The organism is Variovorax sp. CAN15 (genome assembly GCF_030462475.1).
Taxonomy (GTDB): Bacteria; Pseudomonadota; Gammaproteobacteria; order Burkholderiales; family Burkholderiaceae_C; genus Variovorax.
Map to the genome: position 1 here is coordinate 16557 of NZ_JASMRZ010000020.1, position 23526 is coordinate 40082.

Genomic DNA, 23526 nt, shown 5'->3' on the forward strand with positions numbered 1-23526 from the left:
TCTTCAGCCTTGGTGGGGCAGGGCTTCGATGTCGGTGCGCAGCTGGCGGGCTGCCGCGTGCAGGGCCTTCATGGCGGCCGAGCCGGGGGCGGCTTCGGTCCACAGGTGGATGAAGGCGAGGCGTGTTTGGGCGTCGAGGATGAGGGCGACGGTTTCCGTGCCGCCGAGTCGGCCGCGCCAGGCAGGGGAGGCCATGCCGTGGCGTGCCAGCTCTTTCCGCACCGTGCCGGCGGATGCGCGAACGGTCAGCGTGCGGCAGAAATGCCAGCCGGCGGGGACGGCATTGCGCAGTTCGTCGGGAACCGGCGGCGCCTCTGGCGACAGATGTACCCACAGCATCCCCGCCGCCTCCGCCGTGCCGAAGGTCTTCGCACAGACATTGCGCGGCGCCTGCATGGCCGGATGCGCCGGAATGCTGGCGCACTGCCCGCTGCCCGCCTCGTACTGCCAGCCGTGGTACGCGCAGGCCAGGCGGTTGTCGATGACCTGCCCGAGCGTGAAGCGCACGCTGCGGTGCGGGCAGCGGTTCTCCCAGGCCTGGGCGGTGCCGTCGGCGGCGCGCCAGAGCGCGAGTTCCTGGCCTTCGGCGAAGCCGGCGACGATGTTGGCGCCCGGGCGGAGGTCTGCCGAGCGCGCGACGGGGTGCCAGGTGGCGGCGGTGTTTTCTGGGGTATTCATGTGTCGGTGGGAAAAGCGCGGAAAGGACGGCTGCGCGCCGGTGATACCGTAACGTTTCCGCCGCACCGATGAAAGTCACATGAAGAGACGCTGCTTTTCATTCCTGCAACGCTGGGCCGCATGAGCCGCATCGATCTCGCCCTGGTCGAGGCTTTCGTGCTGATCGCCAGGAGCGGCAGCCTGACCAAGGCCGAAAGCCTCTCCGGCGTTTCCAAGGCCACGCTGAGCCGGCAGCTCACGCGGCTGGAGGAGCTGCTGGGCGCGCAACTGCTCCTGCGCAGTCCGCGCCGCATCTCGCTCACCGAGGCCGGCCGCGCCTTCCTGGTACGCGGCGAAGGGCTGCTCGACGAGGTGAAGGGCCGGCTCGAGGAGGCCAGCACCGAAGTCCATGCGTTGACGACAGGCGTGTCGGGTAGCCTCTCGCTGCTGTCGGACACGCAGTTCAGCACTTCCTTCGTCTGCCACGTGGTCAAGCTGTTCCTGGAGGCGCATCCGGATGTGCGCTGCCAGCTCGACGTGGCGAACGGCTTCCACGCGCCGCAAATCGGCGACGTCGACTGCTATGTGTGCTCCGAGCCGCCCGATGCGCCGAACCTCGTGGCGCGGCTGCTGGGGCGGCTGAACTACGGGCTGTACGCGAGCCCGCAGTACCTGGCGCGGCACGGCACGCCCTCGTCGCCCGGGGAACTGGCGGCGCACCAGTCCATCGTGATGAAGGAGCCTTCGGAGCGCTCGCAGGTGCTGCTGGTGTCGGGCACGGCCAGCTTCGCCTTCAGCCCCGAGCCGGCCTTCCAGACCAACGACCACTGGGTGATGAAGACCTTCTGCATCGACGGCCTGGGCATTGCGCTTCTGCCGGCCTTCTTCGTGCGGCCCGAGCTGGAGCAGGGCGTGCTGGTGCCGGTGATGCCGCAGTGGCAGCCGGAGCCCCGGCGCATCTACTGCGCCTACCAGCGGCAGCGCTACATGGGGCAGAAGCTGCGCTCCTTCGTCGACCTGATGGCGCGCTGCGTGGTCGACATCGATTCGTACAACTACTACGTCGGCTCGTCCGCCGCCCGGCGGCGCAGGGCGGCCGCGAGAACATAATCGGCCTCCGTTCGCCAGATTCCGCCAGACAACCATCATGAAGAAGATCCTCGTCCTCAACGGCCCCAACCTCAACCTGCTCGGCACGCGCGAGCCCGAACAGTACGGACGCGACACGCTGGCCGACGTCGAACGCCTGTGCAAGGAAACGGGCGCCAAGTTCGGCGTCGAGATCGAATGCCGTCAGTCGAACCACGAGGGCGTGCTGATCGACTGGATCCAGGAAGCCGGCCGCGAGGTGGCGGCGGGCAACATGATCGGCGTGGTGATGAACCCCGGCGCCTACACCCACACCTCGATCGCGCTGCACGACGCCATCAAGGGCGCGAGCGTGCCGCTGATCGAGCTGCACATCTCGAACGTGCACGCGCGCGAGGAGTTCCGCCACCACTCGTACATCTCGCCAGCGGCCAAGGGCATCATCGTGGGGCTGGGCGTGAAGGGCTACATCCTCGCCATCACGGCGCTGGCGACCTGACCCGGGCCTTCGGCGCCGTCAATAGAGTTGTTTCGGCGCCGAGGCCTTCCAGCTGCGGCTGATGCGGCCCTGGCTGTCGATGCTCTCCAGGTGCACGTCGAAGCCCCAGAGCCGCGCGACGTGCTTGAGCACCTCTTCGGCCGTGTCGTGCAGCGGCAGGTTGTTGCGCTGCGTGTGGCGCAGCGTCAGCGAGCGGTCGCCGCGCATGGCCACGTTCCACACCTGGATGTCCGGCTCGCGGCTGCCGATGTCGTACTGGCGTGAGAGCGATTCGCGCAGTGCGTGGTAGCCGCTGTCGTCGTGGATGGCCGACACCTCCAGTTCCGACTCGCTCTGGAAGTCGCGGATCGAGAACAGGCGGAAGTCGCGCATCGTCTTCGGGCTCAGGAACTGGCCGATGAAGCTCTCGTCCTTGAAGTTGCGCATCGCGTAGTCGATGGTCCGCAGCCAGTCGGTGCCGGCGAAGTCGGGGAACCAGCGGCGGTCTTCCTCGGTGGGCTTCTCGCAGATGCGCCGCAGGTCGGTGTACATCGCGAAGCCCAGTGCGTACGGGTTGATGCCGCTGTAGGCGCGGTGGCCCACCGGCGGCTGGAAGATCACGCCCGTGTGCGAGCTGAGCCATTCCATCATGAAGCCGTCGGCGAGCTGGCCGCGGTCGTACATGGTGTTGAGCAGCGTGTAGTGCCAGAAGGTGGCCCAGCCCTCGTTCATGACCTGGGTCTGGCGCTGCGGATAGAAATACTGCGCGATCTTGCGCACGATGCGCACCACCTCGCGCTGCCAAGGCTCCAGGAGGGCTGCGTTCTTCTCGATGAAGTAGAGCAGGTTTTCCTGCGGCTCCGCCGGAAAGCGCCTGGCGGCATCGGCCTCGGCCGCCTGCTCGCTCTTGCGCGGCAGCGTGCGCCATAGGTCGTTCACCTGCTGCTGCATGTGGCGCTCGCGCTCGGCGCGCTGGGCGGCCTCCTGCGCCAGCGATCGCTTCTGCGGACGGCGGTAGCGGTCGACGCCGTAGTTCATGAGCGCATGGCAGGAGTCGAGCAGCTCTTCCACCGCGTCGAGGCCGTGGCGCTCCTCGCACTCGGCGATGTAGTGCCGCGCGTAGACCAGGTAGTCGATGATGGACGAGGCGTCGGTCCACATCCGGAAAAGGTAGTTGCCCTTGAAGAAGCTGTTGTGGCCGTAGGCCGCGTGCGCGATCACCAGGGCCTGCATGGCCATGGTGTTCTCCTCCATCAGGTAGGCGATGCACGGGTCGGAGTTGATGACGATCTCGTAGGCCAGGCCCATGTGGCCGCGCTTGTAGTTCTTCTCGGTCGAGATGAACTGCTTTCCGTATGACCAGTGGCGGTAGATCATGGGCATGCCCACGCTGGCGTAGGCGTCCATCATCTGCTCGGCCGTGATGACTTCGAGCTGGTTCGCGTACACGTCGAGGCCATAGCTCCTGGCGGTCCTGGCGATTTCGGTGTGGTAGGTCTCGATCAGCTCGAAGGTCCAGTCGGAAGGGCTGGGCAGGCGTTCCAGCCGGGGGAGGCTGGTGGCCGCAGGAGGGGCGGTGATGGCGGTGTTCATGACGTGACCCCTTCCTTCTTGAACAGGTCGCGGAAGACCGGGTAGATGTCCTGTGCGTCGGACACCTTGCGCATCGCGAAGTTGGGCTCCACGCCTTCGAGCTGCTGGTATTCCTGCCACAGGTTCTGCTCGGTCTCGGCTACCTGCACGTAGGCGTAGTAGCGCACCACCGGCAGGATGTTGTCGACCAGCAGCTCGCGGCAGCGGCCGCTGTCCTGGTGCCAGTTGTCGCCGTCGCTGGCCTGCGCGCCGTACACGTTCCATTCGCCGCTGGGGTAGCGCGCCTTGATGATCTCGTCCATCAGCACCAAGGCGCTCGACACCACCGTGCCGCCGGTTTCGGTGGCGTGGAAGAACTCTTCCTCGCTCACCTCCTGCGCCTGCGTGTGGTGGCGCAGGAAGACCAGGTCGATCTTCTCGTAGTGCCGCGTGAGGAACATGTACAGCAGCATGAAGAAGCGCTTGGCCATGTCCTTGCGCGCCTCGTCCATCGAGCCCGACACGTCCATGAGGCAGAACATCACGGCCTTTGCGCTGGGCACCGGCGTCTTCACGCGATTGCGGTAGCGCAGGTCGATGGGGTCGATGTAGGGCACGTGCCGCATGGTGCGGCGCACCTCGGCGATGCGCTCCTCGGTCTCGCGGATTTCCTTCTGGATGAAGGGCTGCTCGACCTGCGGATGCCGTTGCAGGCTCTCGAGGTGCGCTTCGAGCCGCTTGAGTTCCTTGCGCGGCTCGCCGCCCAGCGCGATGCGGCGGGCGAGGGCGCCGCGCATCGAGCGCACCACGTGCAGGTTGTTGGGCGAGCCGTCGCTGGTGAAGCCTGCGCGGTGGCTCTTCCACTCGGGCACGTCGGCGATCTGGGTGCGGATGAGGTGGGGCAGCGCGAGGTCGTCGAAGAAGACGCGCATGAACTCCTCGCGCGTGAGGCGGAAGACGAAGTCGTCCTCGCCTTCGCCGCTGTCGCTGGCCTCCCCGCTGCCGGAGCCGCCGCCGCCCCCGCCTTCGGGGCGCTTGATGCGGTCGCCCTTCAGGTATTCCTGGTTGCCCGGGTGCACGTATTCGCGGTCGCCGCCGCGGGCATGGCCGAACACGGGCTCGGACACGTCGTGGCGCGGCAGGGTCACATCTTCGCCTTGCTCCAGCTCGCGGATGTTGCGGCCGCTGACGGCGCGCCTCACCGCTTCCTGGATCTGCCCCTTGTAGCGCCTGAGGAAGCGCTCGCGGTTGCCAATGGACTTGTTCTTGCCCGATAGCCGGCGGTCGATGATCTGCTGCAGGATGGCCAAGATGTCTGCTCCCTTAATGACGGATCACGCGTTCCTTCGTGAAACGCCGCGGAACCGGCCTTGCCGGGCCGCTGGCGTTGCCCCCTGCAAGGGGGTTGGCGAAGCGACACGAAGTGCGCGAAGCCTGGGGGTGTGCCATGTCAAGAGCTCTTGCGCACCCGCAGATACCACTCGCAGAGCAGGCGAACCTGCTTCGACGTGTAGCCCTTCTCGACCATGCGGGTCACGAAGTCCTCGTGCTTCTTCTGCTCGTCGGCGCTGCTCTTGGTGTTGAAGCTGATCACCGGCAGCAGCTCCTCTGTGTTGGAGAACATCTTCTTCTCGATCACCGAGCGCAGCTTCTCGTAGCTGGTCCACGCCGGGTTGCGCCCCGCGTTGCCGGCCCGCGCGCGCAGCACGAAGTTGACGATCTCGTTGCGGAAGTCCTTCGGGTTGCCGATGCCGGCGGGCCGCTCGATCTTCTCGAGTTCGGCGTTGAGCGATGCGCGGTCGAAGACTTCGCCGGTGTCCACGTCGCGGAACTCCTGGTCCTGGATCCAGTAGTCGGCGTAGGTCACGTAGCGGTCGAAGATGTTCTGGCCGTACTCGCTGTAGCTCTCGAGGTAGGCGGTCTGGATTTCCTTGCCGATGAACTCGGCATAGCGCGGCGCCAGCAGCTCCTTGATGTAGCTGATGTACTTCTGCTCGACTTCCGGCGGGAACTGCTCGCGCTCGATCTGCTGCTCGAGCACGTACATCAGGTGCACGGGGTTGGCGGCCACCTCGGAGCTGTCGAAGTTGAAGACCTTGGAGATGATCTTGAAGGCGAAGCGGGTGGAAACGCCGCTCATGCCCTCGTCGACGCCCGCGTAGTCGCGGTACTCCTGGATCGACTTGGCCTTCGGGTCGGTGTCCTTGAGGTTCTCGCCGTCGTACACCTGCATCTTGCTGAAGGTGCTGGAGTTCTCGGGCTCCTTCAGGCGCGTGAGCACCGAGAGCTGGGCCATCATGCGCAGCGTTCCGGGGGCGCAGGGGGCGTTGGCCAGCGAGGAGTTGCGCACCAGCTTCTCGTAGATCTTGATTTCCTCGGAGGCGCGCAGGCAATAGGGCACCTTGACGATGTAGATCCGGTCGAGGAAAGCCTCGTTGTTCTTGTTGTTGCGGAAGGCCTTCCACTCGCTCTCGTTGCTGTGCGCCAGCACGATGCCGTCGAAGGGGATGGCGCCGAAGCCTTCGGTGCCCTTGAAGTTGCTTTCCTGCGTGGCGGTCAGCAGGGGGTGCAGCACCTTGATGGGCGCCTTGAACATCTCCACGAACTCCAGCAGGCCCTGGTTGGCCAGGCACAGGCCACCGGAGTAGGAGTAGGCGTCGGGGTCGTCCTGGGCGAAGGTCTCGAGCTTGCGGATGTCGACCTTGCCGACCAGCGAGGAGATGTCCTGGTTGTTCTCGTCGCCAGGCTCGGTCTTGGCGACCGCGATCTGCCGCAGCACCGACGGGTAGCGCTTGACAACCTTGAACTGGCGGATGTCGCCGCCGTACTCCTCGAGTCGCTTGACGGCCCAGGGAGAGAGAATTCGATTCAGGTAGCGGCGGGGGATGCCGTATTCCTTTTCAAGAATCTCGCCGTCTTCGACAGTATCGAAGAGGCCGAGGGGCGATTCGTTCACCGGCGAGCCCTGGATGGCGTAGAAGGGCACGTGCTCCATGAGCTGCTTCAGGCGCTCCGCTATGGAGCTCTTGCCGCCGCCCACCGGGCCGAGCAGGTAAAGGATTTGCTTCTTTTCCTCCAGCCCCTGCGCGGCGTGGCGGAAATAGGACACTACCTGTTCTATGGCGTCTTCCATGCCATAGAACTCCTTGAATGCCGGATAGATCTTGATGACCTTGTTCGCGAAGATGCGCGAAAGGCGGGGGTCGTTGCGGGTGTCGACCAGCTGGGGCTCTCCGATGGCCTTGAGCATGCGCTCGGAGGCTGTGGCGTAAGCCATGGGATCGCGCTTGCAGATGTCCAGGTAATCCTGCAGCGAGATGACTTCCTCGCGGGTGCGCTCGTAGCGGGCGGCAAAGTTGCTGATCACATCCATGGTCACGCCTCCTTCAGGTCGGTGGGCTTTTAGGCCCGATGGCGTGCAGCAAGCGCTTGGCGCAACATTTAAAGGTGTGCCTGCCCCTGGCTGCATGCCGCGGAAAACTCCCTTACAACAATCTGCTAACAATCAGCATAAAGCAAAGATTGAACCCGGCAAATCATTTGTTAATTCAGAACCACGACGCCAAGTAAAGTTCCAGAAAAAACAAGGAACAAATTTCCGGATTTCAGGTAAATTCAAAGGCTCGCTTTCTTGATTCTCTCCGGGTGAAAACGCCTATGCCGAATGGCCATCGTTCGTTTTTGCCTTTTCTCCGGGAAAAAATCGCCTATTGAGCTTCCAAGCTCAAAAAACAGGCGTTGCTGTTGCAATAACGCGCGATCTGCCGTTTGGTTTATTGCCCAGCCCAAAGAAATATAAAAGCAAACCCTGAGCCACTCTGGGATAGGTGGCTTGCGTGATCTGGTGTCGGTGCCGGGCTTGGGAAGGAGTGGGTGTGTTCCTCGAAGGTGCGCGAGGCACTGTTTGCGTGCCTGCGGCGGCGCTCAGAGGCCCGTGCGCACCGGTTCGAAAACTCGGGTGTGGATAGCGGTCATGAAGTGACCGGTGCCGGCGACAAAGCTATCGCCGAATGAGGTCCCCGGTGCTACATGGCAGACAGGGAAGCAGGGCGGAGCGCCGGATTGCAGCCGGATGGCCGCGAGATCCGGGCCCATCAGCTGGACCTGCACATCCTTGGTGCCCGCCCGACGCTTGCCAGCCCGAAACACGACGCCAGGTCCCTGTGGAGGGAGCTTGGCGTGCGCGGAGTGATCAGCTGAAGAATTCTTTCGCTTTGTCGAACCAGCCCTTGTCGGTGGGGCTGTGCTTCTCGCCGCCCTTCTTGAGCGATTCGTCGAGTTCCTTCATCAGCTTGCGCTGGAACTCGGTGAGCTTCACGGGCGTCTCGACGCGCACGTGGCAGTACAGGTCACCCGGATAGCTCGAGTTCACTCCCTTGATGCCCTTGCCGCGCAGGCGGAACTGCTTGCCGCTTTGCGTGCCTTCGGGAATGTCGATGGCCGCCGCGCCCTTGAGCGTGGGCACGTTGATCTCGCCTCCGAGCGCGGCAGTGGTCACGCTCACCGGCACCACGCAGTGCAGGTTGTCGCCGTCGCGCTCGAAGATGTCGTGCTTCTTCAGGCGGATCTCGATGTACAGGTCGCCCGGAGGGCCGCCGTTGACGCCGGGTTCGCCGCTACCGGTCACGCGCATGCGCTGGCCGTCGTCGATGCCGGCGCGGATCTTCACTTCGAGCGTCTTGTTGCGCTTGATCTTGCCCTGGCCGTGGCACGCGGTGCAGGGCTCGGGAATGATCTTGCCGCTGCCGTGGCAGGTGGGGCAGGTCTGCTGCACGCTGAAGAAGCCCTGGCGCATCTGCACCGCGCCCGCGCCGTGGCAGGTGGTGCAGGTGATGGGCTTGGTACCCGGCTTCGCGCCCGAGCCGTGGCAGGTTTCGCACTCGTCCCAGGTGGGGATGCGGATCTCGGTGGTCTTGCCCTCGGCGGCTTCCTCGAGCGTGATCTCCATCGCGTAGCTCAGGTCGCTGCCACGGAAGACCTGGCGGCCGCCGCCTCCGCGGCGTCCTCCGCCGAACACGTCGCCGAAGATGTCGCCGAAGGCTTCCGCGAAGCCGCCGAAGCCTTCGGCGCCCGGGCCGCCGCGCATGTTGGGGTCGACGCCGGCATGGCCGTACTGGTCGTAGGCCGCGCGCTTCTGGCCGTCGGACAGCATTTCGTAGGCTTCCTTGACCTCCTTGAACTTGGCCTCGGCCTCCTTGGAGGTGTCGCCGTGGTTGCGGTCGGGATGGTGCTTCATCGCAAGCTTGCGATAAGCCTTCTTGATTTCTTCCTCGCTCGCGTTCTTGGGGACGCCGAGGGTTTCGTAGTAGTCGCGTTTGGTGGCCATGGCAGGTCGATCGGGAGATCAGGGAAGCAGCGGGAACTCGGGAAACTTGAAGCGAGAAAGGCTGGAGCACCCTTTCAGGTGTTCCAGCCTTGGTCGGCGGGCTGGAGATCAGCCCTTCTTGACTTCCTTCACTTCGGCGTCGACCACGTTGTCATCAGCCTGTGCATGTGCAGCAGCTTCCGCGCCAGCCGCCCCGGCTGCAGCCGAGGCGCCGGCCGCGGCCTGCGATTCGGCATACATCTTCTCGCCGAGCTTCTGGCTTGCGGTCATCAGCGTGTTGGTCTTTTCCTCGATCGCGGCCTTGTCTTCGCCCTTCAGCGCTTCCTCGAGGTCCTTGATCGCGGTCTCGATCGCTTCCTTCTCGGCGGCTTCGAGGCTGGCGCCGTGTTCGCCCAGCGACTTCTTGACGCTGTGCACCATGGCTTCGCCCTGGTTGCGGGCCTGCACGATCTCGAGCTTCTTCTTGTCGTCGGCGGCGTTGAGTTCGGCGTCCTTCACCATCTTCTGGATCTCGTCTTCCGACAGGCCCGAGCTCGCCTTGATGGTGATCTTGTTTTCCTTGCCGGTGCCCTTGTCCTTGGCGCCGACGTGCAGGATGCCGTTGGCGTCGATGTCGAAGCTCACCTCGATCTGCGGCGTGCCGCGCGATGCCGGCGGAATGCCTTCGAGATTGAATTCGCCCAGCAGCTTGTTGCCCGCGGCGATGTCGCGCTCGCCCTGGAACACCTTGATGGTCACGGCCGGCTGGTTGTCCTCGGCGGTCGAGAAGGTCTGCGCGAACTTCGTCGGAATCGTGGTGTTCTTGGCGATCATCTTGGTCATGACGCCGCCCATGGTCTCGATGCCCAGCGACAGCGGGGTCACGTCCAGCAGCAGCACGTCCTTGCGGTCGCCCGAGAGAACCTGGCCCTGGATGGCGGCGCCGACGGCCACGGCCTCGTCGGGGTTCACGTCCTTGCGCGGTTCCTTGCCGAAGAAGGCCTTCACCTTTTCCTGCACCTTGGGCATGCGGGTCATGCCGCCGACCAGGATCACGTCGTTGATGTCGCCCACGCTGATGCCGGCGTCCTTGATGGCCAGTCGGCAGGGAGCGATGGTGCGCTCGATCAGTTCGTCGACCAGGCTTTCCAGCTTGGCGCGGGTCAGCTTGATGTTCAGGTGCTTCGGACCCGAGGCATCGGCCGTGATGTAGGGCAGGTTGATGTCGGTCTGCGCGCTGTTCGACAGCTCGATCTTGGCCTTCTCGGCGGCTTCCTTCAGGCGCTGCAGGGCCAGCACGTCCTTGCTCAGGTCGACGCCCTGTTCCTTTTTGAACTCGCCGATGATGTAGTCGATGATGCGCTGGTCGAAGTCTTCGCCGCCCAGGAAGGTGTCGCCGTTGGTCGACAGCACTTCGAACTGCTTCTCGCCGTCGACGTCGGCAATTTCGATGATCGACACGTCGAAGGTGCCGCCGCCGAGGTCGTACACGGCGATCTTGCGGTCGGCCTTGTCCTGCTTGTCCAGGCCGAAGGCCAGGGCAGCGGCGGTGGGCTCGTTGATGATGCGCTTGACGTCGAGGCCGGCGATGCGGCCGGCGTCCTTGGTGGCCTGGCGCTGGGCGTCGTTGAAGTAGGCCGGCACCGTGATCACGGCTTCGGTCACGGTTTCGCCGAGGTAGTCTTCGGCGGTCTTCTTCATCTTGCGCAGGATGTCGGCGCTGACCTGCTGCGGGGCCATCTTCTTGCCGCGCACTTCCACCCATGCGTCGCCGTTGTCGGCCTTGGCGATGGTGTAGGGCATCAGGTCGATGTCCTTCTGGACTTCCTTTTCCTCGAACTTGCGCCCGATCAGGCGCTTGATCGCGTACAGCGTGTTCTTGGGGTTGGTGACGGCCTGGCGCTTGGCCGAGGCACCGACCAGCACTTCACCGTCTTCCTGGTACGCGACGATCGACGGCGTGGTGCGGGCACCTTCCGAGTTCTCGATCACACGCGTGGTGTTGCCTTCCATGATCGACACGCACGAGTTGGTGGTGCCGAGGTCGATGCCGATGATCTTTGCCATGTTCTTACTCCTGAAAGCCTGAAAGTTGTGTTGTTATGAACGTGTGGATAACCCGTTGCGATTCAAGGGATGAAACGGGGATTTCCTGTGGGAATCTTGTGGGTCGGTGAACGCCGGGGCGGGTTACCTGGGCGCGCTGACGGTGACGAGCGCCGGGCGCAGCACGCGGTCGTTGATGGTGTAGCCCTTCTGCAGCACGCTCACCACGGTGTTGGGCTCCTGCTCGGCGGGCACCATGGAGATGGCCTGGTGCTGGTGCGGGTCGAACTTCGTGCCGGGGGCGGGCGCCACCTCGATCACCTTGTTGCGTTCGAGCGCGCTCTTGAGCTGCCGCAGCGTGGCTTCGGCGCCTTCGCGGATCTGCTCGGGCGTGGCGTCCTTGACGGCCAGGCCGGCTTCCAGGCTGTCGGTCACCGGCAGCAGGCTTTCGGCGAAGGCCTCCACGGCGAACTTGCGGGCCTTGCTGATTTCCTCGTCCGCGCGGCGGCGGGCGTTCTGCACATCGGCCTGGGCACGCAGGTACTGGTCGGCAAGTTCGGCATTCTTGGCTTGCAGCGCGGCGAGTTCGCCCTGGGCGACTGCCAGCGCGTCGAGCGCCTCGGCTTCGTTGGCGGCCTGGGCGGCCTCCAGTTCTTCGGGGCTTGGCTCGCCTTGCAGCATTTGAGAATTCTGTGCGGATTGTTGCGGGTCAGACATTTTTCAAAGAACCGGCGCGCGCCGGAAAACAAACGATAGCCAGCCACATGGGGCTGGCCTGAAGCTTTTCAAGCGAAAAAATGCGGCCAGGAAGGCCGCAGGAGTGCTGGAATTCAGGCTGTTCAGCCGGGAACACCGCGGAACCGGCCTTGCCGGGCCGCAGGTGTTGGCCCCGGTAGGGGGCGAAGCGGCACGAAGTGCGCGAAGCCTGGGGCGAGCCTTGTTCAGTGTGCGTCGAGCAACTCGACGTCGAACTTCAGCGTGGCGTTCGGAGGGATCACGCCGCCGGCGCCGCGCGCGCCGTAGCCCAGCGATGCGGGAATGATGAGGGTGCGCTTGCCGCCGATCTTCATGCCGGCCACGCCTTCGTCCCAACCCTTGATGACCTGGCCCGCGCCCAGCGAGAACGCGAAGGGGTCGTTGCGGTCGCGGCTGGAGTCGAACTTGGCGCCTTGCACGCCGTCGTTGTAGAGCCAGCCGGTGTAGTGCACATGCACGTGCTGGCCGGCCTTGGCTTCGGCGCCGGTGCCGACTTCGGTGTCTTCGTATTGCAGGCCGGAGGGAGTGGTGGGCATGGGAAACGCTCCTTGCGTCGATGTGAGATCCGTGGATCGAAGGCGCGGAGTTTACCGAGGCCCGGCGGGCCGCCCCGCCGTCCGTCAGCCGTGGCTGGTGTCGTCGCCGGTCGGCGCGGGCGTAGGCGCAGGCGCCGCGAGGGGTGCGGGGGAAGGGGCCGCAGCCGGCGGGACGGGGACCGGGGAAGCGTTCACGGCGGGCGCGGCAGGTGCCGTCGCCACGGCCTTCTTCAGCTGGCCGAGTTGCCATTTGCCCGCGAAGGCCTGCAGGTCGGACAGGCGCTTGAGCAGGTCCTGTCCGCTGAGCGTGAGGCTGTAGCCGTCGCTGCCGTGGCCGACGAGGCCGGCTTCGCGCAGTTCCTTGATGCGTGTGTTGAGCGTGTTGGGAGTGATGCCGCCCACGCTGTCCTGCAGCAGGCGGAAGGTCTGCGCGTGGCCGTCGCGCAGGGCCCAGAGCACGCGCAGCGCGTAGCGGGCTTCGAGCAGGGCGAGCAGCTGGCTGATGGCTGCGTTTTCCTTGGTACTCATCGACATCATCTCCTCGAAGCTGGGCGGACCGTCGACCTGGTGGGGGCAGGGCGATGCCTCGCGTTCTTGTGGTTGGTTATGAACCGTCTCGTTGGCCGGCGACTATATCGCAATCGATGAGGATGCTACTAGTTTTGTAGCTGTAAATACAGGCTGGATGCGGGCTGTGAGACAAAGCCTCACAAATTGGTGTATTCGGCCATGGCTTCGCCCAACCGGATCGCGCGGCCGGGCGCCCATTGCGGGTTGAAGGCCAGCGGGGGGGCCGGGAACAGCATGACGACGGTGGAGCCCAGCAAGAACCGGCCCATCTCGTCGCCCTTGCGGATGTCGATCTGCTGGTCGGTGTAGTGCCACTCGCGCAGTTCGCCCACGCGCGGCGGGTTGACCACGCCGTGCCACACGGTGGCCATGCTGCCGACGATGGTGGCGCCCACCAGCACCAGCACGAAGGGACCGTGCGCCGATTCGAAGACGCACACCACGCGCTCGTTGCGCGCGAAGAGGCCCGGCACGCCGCGCGCCGTGGTCGGGTTGACGGAGAACAGGTCGCCCGGCACGTGGATCATGCGCACCAGCCGCCCGTCGCAGGGCATGTGGATGCGGTGGTAGTCCTTCGGGCTCAGGTAGAGCGTGGCGAAGCTGCCGTGCGCGAACTTCGCGGCCAGCGTGGCATCGCCGCCCACCAGTGCCGTGGTCGTGTAGTTGTGGCCCTTGGCCTGGAAGATCTGGTCGCCTTCTATCGCGCCGAACTGGCTGATCGCGCCATCCACCGGGCAGACCAGGTCGGCCTGCGCGAGGGGCCGGGCGCCGGGCTTGAGTTCGCGCGTGAAGAACTGGTTGAAGCTCTTGTAGTGGCCGATGTCCGACTCGAGCGCCTCGCCCATGTCCACGCCGTACTTGGCCACGAAGCGCCGGATGATCCACGTCGTCACGGCGCCCCGCTCCTTGCCCGCGACCCAGCCGGCGAAATTGGTCAGGGCCTGCTTGGGAAACAGGTATTGGGGCAGTACGGCGGAGCGGTCGGACACGTGGGAATGATCTGGAAAGCGGATCGGAGGGGCATTCTATAAAGGGCTCCCAGCCCGGGACGTAGGAAGCTTCCCTTGGTTCCCCCGGCCGGCCCCCGCCGATCGCGCCGCATCAGTCGGGCTTGATCCCCGCCGCCTTGATCACCTGAGCCCACTTCTCCACCTCGGCCTTCTGGAAGGCCGCGATCTGCATGGTGCTCAGGTCGGCCGGCTCCATGCCGAAGCCCTTGAGCTTGTCCTGCATCTCCGGCGTCGCGAGGATCTTGCGGATCTCGGTGTGCAGCCGGTCGACCACCGGCGCGGGCGTGTGCGCGGGCACGAAGATGGCCTGCCACGACACCACCTCGAAGTCCTGCAGCCCCGGCACGCCCGATTCGGCCACCGTCGGCACGTCGGGCATCGAGGCCAGGCGCTTCGCGGAGGTGACGGCGATCGCGCGCAGCTTGCCGCTCTGGATGTGCGGGCCGGCTACCACCGTGGTGTCGAACATCATGTCGACCTGACCGCCGATCACGTCCTGGATCGCCGGGCCGCTGCCCTTGTACGGGATGTGCGTGAACTTCACGCCCGACTTGTAGGCCAGCAGCTCCAGCGCCAGGTGCTGCGAGGTGCCCGTGCCGGCCGATGCCGACGAGAGCCCGCCCGCCTTGCCCTTGCTGGCGGCGATCACGTCGTTCAGCGTCTTGTAGGGGCTCGCCTGGTTCACCACCAGCACCACCGGGTTGGTGCCGATCAGCGTCACCGGCGCGAACGACTTGATCGGGTCGTAGCCGAGCTTCGGATACAGGCTCACGTTGATCGCGTGCGAGCTGATGGTGCCGCCCAGCAGCGTGAAGCCGTCGGGCGCGGCGCGCGAGCCGATCTCCGAGCCCACGCTGCCGCCGGCACCGCCCTTGTTGTCGATGATCACCGTGGTGCCCAGCACCGGGCCCAGCTTCTGCCCGATCAGCCGGGCCAGCACGTCGGTGGTGCCGCCTGCCGGAAACGGCACGAGGTAGGTGATGGGCTTGCCCGTGGGCCAGTTGCTGTTGCCCTGGGCGAAGGCCGCCGGAAGCGCGACGGCGACCGAAGAGGCGAGGGCGGTGCGGATGAGTGTGCGGCGTTGCATGCGAAGTCTCCTTGGGTTGTCAGTTGGCGCCGGCTGCCGTTCAGGGCAGGTCGACGATCTCGATCCAGTTCGGGTTCTTGCCCACGTCGATGTGCTGGGGCTTGCCCAGCGCGCCGGTGGTGTTGTCGATGGTGTAGAGCGAGATGCCGTTCGATTCCTGCCCCGCCGCGATCAGGTAGCGGCCGGTGGCGTCGATCGCGAAGCCGCGCGGCCCCTTCTCGGTCGGCGTCTGGCCCAGCGGCTGCAACTGGCCGGTGGCGGCATCGACCTTGAAGGCCGAGAGCGTGCTCGAGGTGCGCTCCGATGCGTAGAGAAAGCGCCCGTCCGGCGTCAGGTGCAGGTCGGCGGCCCAGGGCTTGCCGGTGAAGCCGGCGGGCAGGGTGGTGGTGCTCTGTTCGAGCCTGAGCGTGCCTCGCGCGGCGTCCCAGGCGAACACGTGCAGCGCGGCGTCGAGTTCGTCCAGCAGGTAGACGTGGCGCTGTGCCTTGTCCCACACGAAGTGGCGCGGGCCCGACTTGGCGGCGGTGGTGGTCAGCGGCGGATCGTTGGGCGACAGCAGGCCCTTCTCCGCGTCGAAGCGCCAGCTCGACACGTTGTCGCCGCCCAGGCTGGTTGCGAGCACGAAGCGGTTGCTCGCGTCGGCGTGGATGGCGTGCGCGTTGGGCGCCGTCTGGATCAGCTGGTGGACGGGCCCCACCGTGCCGTCCTTGCCCACCGCGTTGACCGTGATCTTGCCCCCCTGGTAGGAGGCCGCGAACAGCCACCTGCCGCTCGCGTCGAGGTCGATGTTGGCCATGCTGTCGGCCAGCGGGGCCTCGCCCAGCTTCCGCAGCCTGCCGCTGGCGCCGTCGATCGAAAGGGCGGTCACGCGAAACGGCTGCGAGCGCAGCGCGGCATACAGCACGCGCTTGTCACGGCTCACCACCATCGGCATCACCGTGCCGCCGACGTTCAGCGTCTGTACCGGCTTGAGCGCGCCCTGGCCGCGGTCGAGCTCGAGCACCGAGATTTCCTGGCTGTCGGCGTTCGACACGTAGACCCAGGTGGCGGCCTGCGCGTGCGCCGTGGCGGCCGCACACACCAGCGAAGCGATGATTGCCTTCATGGCGAGCCGCCTCAGGGCTTGATGCCCAGCTTGGTGATGAGCTGCCTGAAGTACTCGTTGTCCTTCGCCAGCGTTTCCTTGAAGGCCGCGCCGTCGGTGTAGACGTAGCCCAGGTTCTGCTTGTCCATCACCTCGCGCAGCGCCGGCTCCTTCGCGGTCCTGGCAGCGATGTCGCGCAGCCTGGCCATCACTTCGGGCGGTGTGTTCTTCGGCGCGCCGAGGCCGCGCCAGGTGCCGATCGAGATGTCGATGCCGCGCTCCTTGGCCGTGGGAACCTTGTCGAAGGCGGGCAGGCGCTTGTCGGCCATCACCATCAGCATCTTGAGCTTGCCGGCCTGCACGTAGGTCGAGACCTCGGCCGGGCTCACGGCCACCGCGTCGACGTGGCCGCCCAGCAGCGCCAGCACCGCGGGGTTCGCGCCCTGGAAGGGAATGTGGTTGAACCTGGCGCCGGTCTTGTCCTCCAGCGCAGAGGCCGCCAGGTGCCAGATCGAGCCCGTGCCCGAGTTGCCCACGCCCATCTCGCCCGGCTTCTTCTTCGCCGCGGCGACGAATTCCTCGATGGTGTTGTAGGGCGAGTCGGCCTTCACCGTGATGGCGGCCGGGTCGGCGTTGAGCTGCGCGATGGGCTGGAAGTCGTCGTAGTTGAACTTGGCCAGGCCCAGGTGCGGCAGCGTCAGCAGTTCGACCGTGAGCACCGCGAGCTTGTAGCCGTCGGGCTTGGAATGGATCACCTCGTTCCAGCCGATGGCGCCGCCCGCGCCGGGACGGTTCACGATCACGATGCTCTCGGACATGTGCTTGCGGCTCGCGTCCGCGAAGGCGCGCGCCAGCGCGTCGGTGCCGCCGCCGGGCTGGTAGGGCACGACCAGCTCGACCACGTGGTTGGGGTAGTCGGTGCCGGTGGCATGGGCGGCGGACGCCGCGAGGCCGAATGCGAGGCATGCGGCGCCTGTGAGGGCCGCGAGCTCGCGCAGGAATTTTTTCGTCATCTGTCTTGTCTCTGTTGTGGTTCTGGTTTGCGATGGAAAGCGGTGCGGCTCAGGTCACGGGCGCAGGGTTGAACAGCACCAGCGCGTTGTGCAGCTTCCAGTGCTCGGCCCAGGTCTTGCGGCGGCCGCTGGCCACCTCGAGCATCAGCCGGAAGAGTTCCCAGCCCACGTCCTCGATGCTGGCCTCGCCGTCGGCGATGCGGCCCGCGTTCACGTCCATCAGGTCGTGCCAGCGGCGCGCGAGCTCGCTGCGCGTGGCGACCTTGATCACCGGCACCTCGGCCAGACCGTAGGGCGTGCCGCGGCCGGTGGTGAACACGTGCAGGTTGATGCCGGCGGCCAGCTGCAGCGTGCCGCAGATGAAGTCGCTGGCGGGCGTGGCTGTGTAGATCAGGCCCTTCTGCGTGGCCTTCTCTCCGGGCGCGAGCACGCCGCTGATCGGTGCGGAGCCCGACTTGACGATGGAACCCATCGCCTTCTCGACGATGTTGGAGAGCCCGCCCTTCTTGTTGCCCGGCGTGGTGTTGGCGCTGCGGTCGACCAGGCCCTTCTTCAGGTAGGCGTCGTACCAGGCCATCTCGCGGATCATGGCCTCGGCCACCTCGGGCGTGGATGCGCGCGAGGTGAGCTGGTCGATGCCGTCGCGCACCTCGGTGGTCTCGGAGAACATCACGGTGGCGCCGGCGCGCACCAGCAGGTCGGTGCAGAAGCCCACCGCCGGGTTGGCGGTGACGCCGGAGAAGGCATCGCTGCCGCCGCATTGCACGCCTACCACCAGTTCGCTGGCGGGCACGGTCTCGCGCTTGCGCGCATTGAGCCGCACGAGGTGCTCCTCGGCCTGTCGCATGACCGAATCGATCATCGACATGAAGCCGACGTGCGCGTCGTCCTGCAGGCAGACGACGTCGAGCGCGGCGTCGGGCACTGTGCCGCCGCGCTGGTCTGCGATGGGAATGCTGCCGGGCGGCAGCAGCCGCTCGGGCTGCAGCTTCTCGCAGCCCAGGCTCACCACCATCACCTCGCCGCCGAAGTTCGGATTGAGGCTGATGTTGCGCAGCGTGCGGATGGGCACGATGGCGTCGGGCGCATCGATGGCCACGCCGCAGCCGTAGGTGTGCTCCAGCGCCACCACGTCGTCGACGTTGGGGTACTTCGGCAGCAGCTCGGACTTGATGCGCTGCACCGCGAATTCGGTGACGCCCGCCACGCACTGCACCGTCTGCGTGATGGCCAGGATGTTGCGCGTGCCCACCGAGCCGTCGGCGTTGCGGTAGCCCTCGAAGGTGTAGCCCTCCAGCGACGGCAGGGCGGGGGGCCTGACGGTCGCGATGGGCAGGCCGTCGAGCTCCGGCGCCACCGGCATGAGCATCACGCGTTCGTGCACCCAGCTGCCGCGCGGCAGCGCCTTCTGCGCGTAGCCGATCACCACGTCGTAGCGGCGGATGGCGTCGCCTTCGGCGAGGTCGACCAGCGCGACCTTGTGGCCCTGCGGCACGTTGTCGACCAGCCGCAGGCCGTCGGGGAATTCCGCGCCGGCCTTCAGGCCGCCGTCGTTGGCGACGATGGCGACGTTGTCGCTGGCATGGATGCGGATGTAGAGCGGCGAGGCTCCGGTGGCGTTGCTCATCGTGCGAACCTCTTTTTGCTTACAGCACCTTGTGGCCGGTCAGCATCGTCGGCAGCCAGGTGGAGAAGGCCGGCACGTAGGTCACCAGGGTGATGGCGATGAAGATCGCCAGATAGTAGGGCCAGGCGGTTTTGGTCGCCTCCCCGATGGATATCTTGCCGATGGCGCAGCCGATGAACTGCACCGTGCCCACCGGCGGATGCACCAGACCCAGCGCGCAGTTCAGCAGCAGCATCATCCCGAACTGCACCGGGCCCACGCCCATCTGGATGGCCAGCGGCAGGAACAGCGGCGTGGTGATCAGGATGTGCGCCGCCATGTCCAGGAAGATGCCCAGGAAGATCTGGATGATGTTGATGTACAGCAGCATCAGCCAGGGGCTGGAGGTCGCGGCCAGCAGCACCGACTCGATGGCGTCCGGGATCTCCAGGTAGGCCATCTGGTAGCGCAGCATGTTCGACACGCCGATCAGCAGCAGGATCACGCCGGTGGTCTTCGACGCCTTGGCCAGCGACTTGAAGAGCTTCTCGCGCGTCATCGTGCGGTAGGCCACCACTGTGAGCAATAACGAATACGTCACCGCGATGGCTGCCGCCTCGGTGGCTGTTGCCACCCCCTGCATCACGCACACCAGGATGATCACGATCACCATCAGGCCGGGAATGGCCGACAGGAAGGTCTTGCCCACCATCCCCCAGCCGGGGAAGCGCTCGACCATGGTGCTGCCGTCGGTGCGCCTGGGGTAGCCGTGCTTGGCGGCCTGCCAGTAGGCGGCCACCAGCATGCACACCATGATCCAGAACACCGGGATCAGGCCCGCGAACATCAGGTCGCCGATGGACACGCCCTTGATGATGTGCCCGTCGATCGTGCCCACCGCGGCCTGCGCGGCGAAGGCGTAGATGATCATGTTGTGCGAGGTCGGCATCAGCGCGCCCGAGAGCGATGCGTGCGTGGTCACGTTCACCGCGTAGGCCGCGCTGTAGCCCTCGCGCTTCATGATCGGGATCATCACGCCGCCCATGGCCGAGGTGTCGGCCACCGGCGAGCCCGATACGCCGCCGAAGAGCGTGGACGCCACCACGTTGGCCAGCCMGAGGCCGCCCTTCCAGTGGCCCACCAGGCTGCGCGCGAAGGCGACGATCTTGTCGGCGATGCCGCCGTGCAGCATCAGCTCGCCCGAGAAGATGAAGAACGGAATGGCCAGGAACGAGAACACGTTCATGCCCGACACCATCATCTGGATGGCGGTCTCGAAGGGCAGGCCTTCGTAGGCGAAGGTGGCCAGGCAGCTCAGCCCGATGGCGAAGGCCACCGGCATTCCCAGCAGCAGGAACAGCACGAAGCTGAGGGACAGCACTGTCAATGCCATGATGGAACGACCTTCTGGCCGGTGAACTGAGCAGCCAGGTGCTCGATGGAGAAAAGAGTGATCAGCACCCCGGCGAAGAGGATCGGTACGTAGCGCACGGCTTCGGACAGGCCCAGCGTGGGAATCGTCGATTCGCGCGTGGACACGGCCATCTCGGCGCCGCCCGCGAACAGCGCCACGGCGAAGCCGATGGTCAGCACGCAGGTGAGCGCCTTGCACCAGAACTGGCCCTTGGGCGGCAGGGCCTTCACCAGCGAGTCGAGGCCGATGTGCCCGGCGTCCCGCACGCCGGTGGAGGCGCCGAACATGGCGACCGAGATCACCAGCAGCAGCGCGACCTGCTCGACATACGGCGGGGCGTCATTGAAGACGTAGCGCAACACCACGCCGTAGACGACGACCCCGAGCAGGCCGACAAGGCACACGCAGGCGATGTACATCGCCCAGCGGGAGAGCCGCGCGTTCAATGAGGTAAGCAGGCTCATTTGCGGCGCGCGTCACTTGGTGTTGACGATTTCCTGCACCAGCGCCTTCTGCTCCGGCGTGGTCGCGAACTTGTCCCACACCGGCTTCTCGACGTCGACGAAGCCCTTGCGGTCGATCTCGGAGGCCGCGACGATCTTGGCGCCGCCCTTGATGACGGCCGCCTTGGCGTCCTTCTCGCGCGGCTCCCACAGCTTCACGTAGTAGGGCACCGAGTCTTTCGCGGCCTTGCGGATCGCGACCTGCTCTTCCTTGGTGAGCGTGTCCCAGATCTTCTTGGAGAACACCAGCACCTCGGGCGTCATGACGTGCATGGTCTCGGAGTAGACCGGTGCGGCCTCGAAGTGCTTGGCCTCTTCGTACGACGGGTAGTTGTTCTCGGCGGCGTCCACCAGGCCGGTCTTCAGGCCCGTGTAGACCTCGGCGATGGGCATCGGCGTGGGCGAGGCACCCGTGGCGCTCACCAGGCTCACCATCAGGTCGGAGGGCTGCACGCGGATCTTCAGGCCCTTCATGTCGGCCACCGACTTGATCGGCTTCTTGGCGTAGACGGAGCGGGCGCCGCTTTCGTACATGCACAGGCCGATGAAGCCGGCCTTCTCGAACGCTGCGAGCACCTTGTCGCCGGCGGGGCCGTACATCGCCTTGCGGAAATGCTCGATGTCGCGGAACAGGAAGGGCAGCGACGGAATGACCGACTCCGGCACGATGCCGTGGAACGACGCACTGCTCACGCGCACCATGTCGAGCGCGCCGATCTTCACCTGTTCGACCGTGTCCTTCTCGGAGCCCAGCGAGCTGTCCGCGAAGATCTTGATGTTGTCCTTGCCACCCGTGGCCTTCGACAGCTCGTCGCCCATGAACTTCACCGCCTGATTGGTGGGAAAGTCCTTGGCGTGCACCTCTGCGGAACGGAAGGTTCGCGCCATGGCGGCGTTGCTTGCCGTGAATGCGATCAAACCGATCGCGATCAGGCCCGACAGCTTCTTCATTTGTAGTGATTTCATTTTTGATGCTCCTCGGTGGATGAAAAGAAAACGCAGCGGATGAATGGGTCGATAAACGGGTCAGATGTCGAAAGCGGGCTCCGCGAGGCCCTGTGCGCCGGGCCGCAGCGCGAACACGCCGCCAGCCAGTGGTTGGTCCGACAGGTCGATGCCGCCGGGTCGGATGGAGGTGACGAAGAGGGTGTCGAGCCCGGCGCCGCCGAAGGCGCACATCGCGGGCTTTTTCACCGGCACTTCGAGCGATCGGTCGAGCCGGCCGTCGGGCGTGAAGCGGTGCACCAGGCCGGCGTCGTTGCCGCAGATCCAGTAGCAGCCGTCGGTGTCCATGGCGGCGCCGTCGGGGCGCCCGGGCAGGGGCTTCATGTCGACGAAGAGGCGCCGGTTGCCCGGCGTGCCGGTGGCTGTGTCGTAGTCGAAGGCCCACACGGCCTGCACCGTGGGGTGCGAATCCGAGAGATACATCGTGCGGCCGTCGGGGCTGAAGGCCAGGCCGTTGGGCACGATGAGGTCGTCGAGGCGAAGGGCGGCGTTGCCGTCGCCCTTGCCGTAGCTGTAGAGGCGGCCGACGCGCGCACCTGCGGCCATGTCCAGCAGCATGGTGCCGGCCCAGAAGCGGCCCTGGCGGTCGCAGCGGCCGTCGTTGAATCGCATGGCCGGGGCGGCGTGTTCGACGGGCGCCAGGGAGGTGGCAGCCAGCGTGCCGTCGGCCTGCGGCTTCAACGAGAACAGGCCGCTTTCCATGCCGGCGATCCATTCGCCGGGCACGTCGGCGCGCGGCGCGATGCAGGCGATCATTTCGCCGGCGGTCCACTTCGCGTGGCCTTCGCTGGCATGCCAGCGGTTCAGCGTGCGTGCCGGAATGTCGACCCAGTAGAGCGCCTGTTCGCCCGCATGCCACACCGGGCTCTCGCCGGTGCCGTTGCGCGCGTCGAGAACGAGTTCAGCGCTCATCGCCGAACGGGCCTTGTGCGGTGAAGGCGCCGCCCTGGTAGATGGCGTTCGGGTCGGTCGGCGCGACGGGCGGCTGTGCCTCGACCTTGTCGCGGAACACTTCGGAGCTGTCCTGCGGCACGAAGCCCAGGTGCGCGGCCGCGCTGTTGTCCCACCACACGTCGCGGTTGTTCGACATGCCGTAGACCACCGTGTGCTTCACGTCGGGCGTGAACAGCGACTTCTCGATCAGCGAGGTCAGGTCGCGGTAGCTGAGCCAGGTGCTCATCATCCGGCGGTTGGCCGGCTCGGGGAAGGAGGAGCCGATGCGGATGCTCACCGTCTCGATGCCCCAGCGGTCGAAGTAGAACTGCGCCACGTCTTCGCCGAAGGACTTCGACAGGCCGTAGTAGCCGTCGGGCCGGCGCGCGGCATGGGCGTCGATGTGCTCGCTCTGCCTGTAGAAGCCGATCACATGGTTCGAGCTCGCGAACACCACGCGCTTCACGCCGTGGCGGCGCGCGGCCTCGTAGATGTGGAACACGCCCTTGATGTTGGCCTCGAGGATTTCCTCGAAGGGCCGCTCCACCGACACGCCGCCCAGGTGGACGATGGCGTCGCAGCCTTCCACCAGCGCATGCACCGCGGCCTTGTCCGCGAGATCGCAGGGCACGGTTTCCTCGTTCGCGCCGGTGGCCGGCGCCAGCGAGGCGATGTCGGACAGGCGCAGCACGCTGGCATATGGCTTGAGCCGCTCGCGCAGCACCTTGCCGAGGCCGCCGGCCGCGCCGGTCAGCAGGAGGCGGTTCATCTTTTTGTTGTCTGTCATGGTTGCGCGTCCTTGCATGCTGGGGTCATGGTTTCCGAGGGGCTGCCGTCGCGGCGGCTTCGCGGAAGCGGCCGG

Annotated in this window: 21 protein-coding genes and 1 pseudogene; 3 read left to right on the forward strand and 19 right to left on the reverse strand. The window is 65.9% G+C overall.

Features of this window, described 5'->3' with window-relative positions; genetic code table 11:
• Positions 1 to 3: 3 nt before the first annotated feature.
• The gene (locus QMO14_RS15210; RefSeq protein WP_301508052.1) at positions 4 to 678 is read right to left on the reverse strand and encodes a Rieske (2Fe-2S) protein; all 675 of its coding nucleotides are present in this window, start codon (positions 676 to 678) and stop codon (positions 4 to 6) included.
• Between the two features lie 120 nt (positions 679 to 798).
• Between QMO14_RS15210 and QMO14_RS15215 the strand changes: the two genes are divergently transcribed.
• The gene (locus QMO14_RS15215) at positions 799 to 1767 is read left to right on the forward strand and encodes a LysR family transcriptional regulator (protein ID WP_301508053.1); all 969 of its coding nucleotides are present in this window, start codon (positions 799 to 801) and stop codon (positions 1765 to 1767) included.
• A 37-nt stretch (positions 1768 to 1804) separates the two neighbouring features.
• Positions 1805 to 2245: a type II 3-dehydroquinate dehydratase gene (gene aroQ, locus QMO14_RS15220; RefSeq protein ID WP_176667144.1), complete on the forward strand. Its 441-nt coding sequence runs from the start codon at positions 1805 to 1807 to the stop codon at positions 2243 to 2245.
• An 18-nt stretch (positions 2246 to 2263) separates the two neighbouring features.
• On the opposite strand, the gene QMO14_RS15225 is transcribed toward aroQ, so the two are convergent.
• The 3 genes from QMO14_RS15225 to QMO14_RS15235 form a co-directional block, all read right to left on the reverse strand.
• Positions 2264 to 3817: a SpoVR family protein gene (locus tag QMO14_RS15225; protein ID WP_301508054.1), complete on the reverse strand. Its 1554-nt coding sequence runs from the start codon at positions 3815 to 3817 to the stop codon at positions 2264 to 2266.
• Positions 3814 to 5106 carry a YeaH/YhbH family protein gene (locus tag QMO14_RS15230; RefSeq protein WP_301508055.1) on the reverse strand — a complete coding sequence of 431 codons (1293 nt, stop codon included), beginning with the start codon at positions 5104 to 5106 and terminating at the stop codon, positions 3814 to 3816. The genes QMO14_RS15225 and QMO14_RS15230 overlap by 4 nt, the downstream gene beginning before the upstream one ends.
• A 140-nt stretch (positions 5107 to 5246) precedes the next feature.
• A complete protein-coding gene (locus QMO14_RS15235; RefSeq protein WP_301508057.1) occupies positions 5247 to 7169 on the reverse strand; it encodes a PrkA family serine protein kinase in 1923 nt (640 codons plus the stop codon).
• Positions 7170 to 7212: 43 nt separating this feature from the next.
• Here QMO14_RS15235 and QMO14_RS15240 point away from each other — a divergent pair, with 43 nt between their 5' ends.
• Entirely contained in the window at positions 7213 to 7431 is a 219-nt protein-coding gene (locus tag QMO14_RS15240) for a hypothetical protein (RefSeq protein ID WP_301508058.1), read from the forward strand.
• 557 nt (positions 7432 to 7988) lie between these two features.
• Here QMO14_RS15240 and dnaJ read toward each other — a convergent pair.
• The 15 genes and pseudogenes from dnaJ to QMO14_RS15315 form a co-directional block, all read right to left on the reverse strand.
• On the reverse strand, positions 7989 to 9122 hold the full coding sequence (gene dnaJ, locus QMO14_RS15245) for a molecular chaperone DnaJ (RefSeq protein ID WP_301508059.1): 1134 nt from the start codon (positions 9120 to 9122) through the stop codon (positions 7989 to 7991).
• A gap of 108 nt (positions 9123 to 9230) precedes the next feature.
• Positions 9231 to 11168, reverse strand: a complete 1938-nt coding sequence (gene dnaK / locus QMO14_RS15250) for a molecular chaperone DnaK (protein ID WP_301508060.1) — start codon at positions 11166 to 11168, stop codon at positions 9231 to 9233.
• Positions 11169 to 11291: 123 nt separating this feature from the next.
• On the reverse strand, positions 11292 to 11864 hold the full coding sequence (gene grpE / locus QMO14_RS15255) for a nucleotide exchange factor GrpE (protein ID WP_301508064.1): 573 nt from the start codon (positions 11862 to 11864) through the stop codon (positions 11292 to 11294).
• Between the two features lie 224 nt (positions 11865 to 12088).
• Positions 12089 to 12439: an FKBP-type peptidyl-prolyl cis-trans isomerase gene (locus tag QMO14_RS15260; protein WP_013540334.1), complete on the reverse strand. Its 351-nt coding sequence runs from the start codon at positions 12437 to 12439 to the stop codon at positions 12089 to 12091.
• A 246-nt stretch (positions 12440 to 12685) separates the two neighbouring features.
• Positions 12686 to 12967 (reverse strand): annotated as a pseudogene (locus QMO14_RS33385) (winged helix-turn-helix transcriptional regulator); the annotation flags it as partial.
• A gap of 179 nt (positions 12968 to 13146) precedes the next feature.
• Complete coding sequence (gene asd, locus QMO14_RS15270) at positions 13147 to 13998, reverse strand: archaetidylserine decarboxylase (protein WP_301508070.1); 852 nt, start codon at positions 13996 to 13998, stop codon at positions 13147 to 13149.
• A gap of 112 nt (positions 13999 to 14110) precedes the next feature.
• Complete coding sequence (locus QMO14_RS15275) at positions 14111 to 15106, reverse strand: tripartite tricarboxylate transporter substrate binding protein (protein ID WP_301508071.1); 996 nt, start codon at positions 15104 to 15106, stop codon at positions 14111 to 14113.
• 40 nt (positions 15107 to 15146) lie between these two features.
• The gene (locus QMO14_RS15280) at positions 15147 to 16211 is read right to left on the reverse strand and encodes a beta-propeller fold lactonase family protein (protein ID WP_301508072.1); all 1065 of its coding nucleotides are present in this window, start codon (positions 16209 to 16211) and stop codon (positions 15147 to 15149) included.
• A gap of 11 nt (positions 16212 to 16222) precedes the next feature.
• Complete coding sequence (locus QMO14_RS15285) at positions 16223 to 17203, reverse strand: tripartite tricarboxylate transporter substrate binding protein (RefSeq protein WP_301508073.1); 981 nt, start codon at positions 17201 to 17203, stop codon at positions 16223 to 16225.
• Between the two features lie 49 nt (positions 17204 to 17252).
• Positions 17253 to 18830: a galactarate dehydratase gene (gene garD, locus QMO14_RS15290; protein ID WP_301508075.1), complete on the reverse strand. Its 1578-nt coding sequence runs from the start codon at positions 18828 to 18830 to the stop codon at positions 17253 to 17255.
• A 19-nt stretch (positions 18831 to 18849) separates the two neighbouring features.
• Positions 18850 to 20202: a TRAP transporter large permease gene (locus QMO14_RS15295; protein WP_301508076.1), complete on the reverse strand. Its 1353-nt coding sequence runs from the start codon at positions 20200 to 20202 to the stop codon at positions 18850 to 18852.
• Positions 20193 to 20687, reverse strand: coding sequence for a TRAP transporter small permease (locus tag QMO14_RS15300; RefSeq protein WP_301508077.1), 495 nt, complete (start codon positions 20685 to 20687; stop codon positions 20193 to 20195). The genes QMO14_RS15295 and QMO14_RS15300 overlap by 10 nt, the downstream gene beginning before the upstream one ends.
• Before the next feature lie 12 nt (positions 20688 to 20699).
• Positions 20700 to 21677, reverse strand: a complete 978-nt coding sequence (locus QMO14_RS15305; RefSeq protein ID WP_301508119.1) for a TRAP transporter substrate-binding protein — start codon at positions 21675 to 21677, stop codon at positions 20700 to 20702.
• A gap of 75 nt (positions 21678 to 21752) precedes the next feature.
• On the reverse strand, positions 21753 to 22643 hold the full coding sequence (locus QMO14_RS15310; protein WP_301508078.1) for an SMP-30/gluconolactonase/LRE family protein: 891 nt from the start codon (positions 22641 to 22643) through the stop codon (positions 21753 to 21755).
• Positions 22633 to 23451: an NAD(P)-dependent oxidoreductase gene (locus QMO14_RS15315; RefSeq protein ID WP_301508079.1), complete on the reverse strand. Its 819-nt coding sequence runs from the start codon at positions 23449 to 23451 to the stop codon at positions 22633 to 22635. Before QMO14_RS15315 ends, QMO14_RS15310 begins: the two co-directional genes overlap by 11 nt.
• Between the last annotated feature and the right edge of the window lie 75 nt (positions 23452 to 23526).

What these genes read in the sequence shown, in the direction of transcription:
- QMO14_RS15235 (WP_301508057.1), bottom strand. Translation starts at nt 7,169, where the DNA reads ATGGATGTGATCAGCAACTTTGCCGCCCGCTACGAGCGCACCCGCGAG.
- QMO14_RS15285 (WP_301508073.1), bottom strand. Translation starts at nt 17,203, where the DNA reads ATGACGAAAAAATTCCTGCGCGAGCTCGCGGCCCTCACAGGCGCCGCA.
- dnaJ (WP_301508059.1), bottom strand. Translation starts at nt 9,122, where the DNA reads ATGGCCACCAAACGCGACTACTACGAAACCCTCGGCGTCCCCAAGAAC.
- grpE (WP_301508064.1), bottom strand. Translation starts at nt 11,864, where the DNA reads ATGTCTGACCCGCAACAATCCGCACAGAATTCTCAAATGCTGCAAGGC.
- garD (WP_301508075.1), bottom strand. Translation starts at nt 18,830, where the DNA reads ATGAGCAACGCCACCGGAGCCTCGCCGCTCTACATCCGCATCCATGCC.
- QMO14_RS15280 (WP_301508072.1), bottom strand. Translation starts at nt 16,211, where the DNA reads ATGAAGGCAATCATCGCTTCGCTGGTGTGTGCGGCCGCCACGGCGCAC.
- QMO14_RS15215 (WP_301508053.1), top strand. Translation starts at nt 799, where the DNA reads ATGAGCCGCATCGATCTCGCCCTGGTCGAGGCTTTCGTGCTGATCGCC.
- dnaK (WP_301508060.1), bottom strand. Translation starts at nt 11,168, where the DNA reads ATGGCAAAGATCATCGGCATCGACCTCGGCACCACCAACTCGTGCGTG.
- QMO14_RS15225 (WP_301508054.1), bottom strand. Translation starts at nt 3,817, where the DNA reads ATGAACACCGCCATCACCGCCCCTCCTGCGGCCACCAGCCTCCCCCGG.
- QMO14_RS15210 (WP_301508052.1), bottom strand. Translation starts at nt 678, where the DNA reads ATGAATACCCCAGAAAACACCGCCGCCACCTGGCACCCCGTCGCGCGC.
- QMO14_RS15305 (WP_301508119.1), bottom strand. Translation starts at nt 21,677, where the DNA reads ATGAAGAAGCTGTCGGGCCTGATCGCGATCGGTTTGATCGCATTCACG.
- QMO14_RS15315 (WP_301508079.1), bottom strand. Translation starts at nt 23,451, where the DNA reads ATGACAGACAACAAAAAGATGAACCGCCTCCTGCTGACCGGCGCGGCC.
- QMO14_RS15310 (WP_301508078.1), bottom strand. Translation starts at nt 22,643, where the DNA reads ATGAGCGCTGAACTCGTTCTCGACGCGCGCAACGGCACCGGCGAGAGC.
- aroQ (WP_176667144.1), top strand. Translation starts at nt 1,805, where the DNA reads ATGAAGAAGATCCTCGTCCTCAACGGCCCCAACCTCAACCTGCTCGGC.
- QMO14_RS15300 (WP_301508077.1), bottom strand. Translation starts at nt 20,687, where the DNA reads ATGAGCCTGCTTACCTCATTGAACGCGCGGCTCTCCCGCTGGGCGATG.
- QMO14_RS15275 (WP_301508071.1), bottom strand. Translation starts at nt 15,106, where the DNA reads ATGCAACGCCGCACACTCATCCGCACCGCCCTCGCCTCTTCGGTCGCC.
- QMO14_RS15260 (WP_013540334.1), bottom strand. Translation starts at nt 12,439, where the DNA reads ATGCCCACCACTCCCTCCGGCCTGCAATACGAAGACACCGAAGTCGGC.